Annotated in this window: 1 protein-coding gene; it reads left to right on the top strand. The window is 63.2% G+C overall.

Annotated features, from left to right (window positions below):
• Positions 1–2,916 (top strand): non-ribosomal peptide synthetase (locus A2J01_RS09180; RefSeq protein ID WP_156519221.1); only part of this gene is annotated, 2,916 nt, incomplete at both ends.

Below are 2,916 nucleotides of genomic sequence, written 5' to 3'. Positions count from 1 at the left end.
GGTGGTCGTCGGTGATATCGACATGATTCTGGCCGGCGAACTCAGCGGGGTGCTGGTTGCGCCCACGCCCTCCGGCGCCGGAACAGACGAGGATTCGTTGTCGGATCTCTTCGATCGCACGGCGCTGACGTCCGGTGATGCCGTGGCGGTGCGCTGCGGCGGATTGTCGGTTACCTACCGCGAACTCGACGAGCGAGCAAACCGCCTCGCTCGACTGTTGGTGGCGCAGGGGGTGGGGCCGGAAACCTTGGTGGCAGTCGCGATGGCCCGCTCGATCGACCTGATGGTGGCATTGCTGGCGGTGGTGAAGGCGGGTGGCGGATACGTACCGGTGGACTCGACTTCTCCGGTAAACCGGGTGGACTTCGTGGTGCGTGACGCCCGGCCGAAGTGTGTGCTGACCACTCGGGCCGACGGCGACTACATACGAGACAGTGACGCAATTGCAGGCAGCGAGATTCCAGTGATTGCGGTAGACGACCCGGTAATTCTCGATGCGCTGCACAGGTTTTCTCCGCTTGCGGTGACCGACCGAGATCGGCTGCTACCGCTCCGGCCCGAATCGGTGGCCTACGTGATCTACACCTCGGGGTCCACCGGGCGCCCGAAGGGGGTTCAGGTTTCTCACCGCAGCGTAGTGACGTTGCTGGCAAACACCAGAGCGCTCTTCGGCTTCGACAGCGGCGATGTGTGGACGATGTTCCATTCGGAGGCATTCGACTTCTCGGTCTGGGAAATGTGGGGCGCACTCGCACACGGTGGCCGACTGGTACTGGTCGACTACTTCACGGCCCGTTCACCAGAGGCATTCCTCGAATTGCTACGGCACGAACGTGTCACGGTGCTCAATCAAACTCCTACTGCCTTCTATCAATTGGCGGAAGCCGACCGGCTTGCCGGGGGTGCGGCCCTGTCATTGCGCTACGTGATCTTCGGCGGAGAAGCGCTCGACTTCGGACAGTTGACGCGCTGGTACGCCCGTCGCGGGACTTCGTCACCAGATCTGGTCAACATGTACGGCATCACGGAGACCACTGTGCACGTCAGCCATTTACCGCTCGATCGTGTGCTGGTGCGTCAACGATCGGCCTCGGTGATTGGTCGGGCGTTACCCGGATTGCGTGTGTATGTGTTGGATCAGCGGTTGCACCCGGTGCCGCCCGGTGTGGTGGGTGAACTGTATGTCTCCGGTGATCAGGTTTCACGCGGATACCTCGGCCGGTTCGGTCTGACGTCCGCGCGGTTCATTCCCGACCTCGCGGTCAGTGGTGCGCGTATGTATCGATCCGGTGACCTGGGGCGCTGGAACGACAGCGGGCAGCTGGAGTACCTCGGACGAAACGATCTGCAGGTGCAGGTGAAGGGGTACCGAATCGAACTCGGCGAGGTGGAGGCTGCACTGCTCTCCGGAGTGGGCGTGTCTCAGTCGGCGGTGGTAGCCCGCAGAGACCGGTTGGTGGGCTACGTGGTGCCGGAGTCCGGTGCCACTATCTCTCCGGCGGCGTTGCTCGAGTATGTCTCACAGAGGTTGGCGCCCCACATGGTCCCCGCTGTCGTGACGGTTCTCGAGGGTTTGCCGCTGACGGTGAACGGAAAGCTCGACCGGAATGCATTGCCTGAACCTGACTTCGGGCGACAGGCAACCGTAAGTCGTGGCCCCGCGTCCGCGACGGAAAACATCCTTGCGAGTCTGTTCGCCGAAGTTCTGGGACTCGAGGAGGTGGGGGTCGACGATTCGTTCTTTACTCTCGGCGGTGACTCGATCATGTCCATCCAGTTGGTGACGCGCGCCAGGTCTGCCGGAGTTCTGATCACACCGCGCGAGGTGTTCGAACGCAAAACTGTTGCGGCGCTGTCCGAGACGGCCGGAACGGCTGGCAACCGTGTCGTCGTCGACGAATTACCTGGCGGCGGCGTCGGTGAGATCGAATTGACGCCGATCGTCGAATGGATGCTTGACCGTGGTGGAGATTTTCGCCGGTACTCCCAATCTGTTCTGCTCTCGGTTCCTGCCACGCTCGACGAGGTCACGCTGACACTGGCCATGCAGGATGTGCTGGACCACCACGACATCCTCCGCGCGGGCATCCGGGCGACGCATCATCCTGAATCCGCTCGGCGGATGGACGTTGCGCCTGTAGGTACGGTGCGGGCGGAGACCGTCGTACGCCACGTGAGCCTCGGGGGTTCTGCCGCGGAGACGGTCTCGACAGAACTCGACGCAGCTCTGGGGCGGCTCGACCCGGAGGCAGGTGTGATGGTGCAGGCAGTCCTGCTCGACACCGACGGGCAGATTCAAAAGGACCGGCAGAGCCTGAGACGGTTGCTACTGGTAGCGCACCATCTGGTGACGGACGGTGTTTCCTGGCGAATCCTGATCCCCGATCTTGCACTTGCCTGTGCGCAGGTGCAGTCAGGCGTCGACCCGTCACTTGCTCCGGTCGGAACCTCGATGCGTCGATGGGCACATGGCCTCGTCGACGCCGCGCGCGAGCCGGATCGGGTCGCTGAAATCGACTATTGGCGAGAGGTGCTCGAGGGCCCGGATCCGACTCTGGGTGTGCGCGCCCTGACGAAGAGGGACACCGCCTCGGCCACCATTGACATCGAAGTACGAGTTCCCACGGGATTGACCGAGGCCGTGTCGACGACAGTTCCGCAGGCGATTCACGGGAGCGTCGAGGACGGATTGTTGACGGCTTTGGCACTTGCGATGGTCCGCTGGCGCATGGACCGCGGCATCGACAATCCGGAGACATTGATCAGTCTCGAGGGGCACGGACGCGAGGAACAGGTGGTTCCCGGGGCAGATCTTGCTCGCACGGTGGGATGGTTCACGACGATCTTCCCGGTGCGGATCGATCTGAGCGGAGTGGATCCGGTTGACGCCTTCGCCGGCGGCCCGGCTGCCGGCGT

The sequence above is a fragment of the Rhodococcus sp. EPR-134 genome, assembly GCF_001647205.1.
Lineage (GTDB): Bacteria > Actinomycetota > Actinomycetes > Mycobacteriales > Mycobacteriaceae > Rhodococcus_F > Rhodococcus_F qingshengii.
The sequence above is the reverse complement of the archived record's forward strand: the minus strand, read 5'-3'. Positions and strand labels throughout refer to the sequence as shown.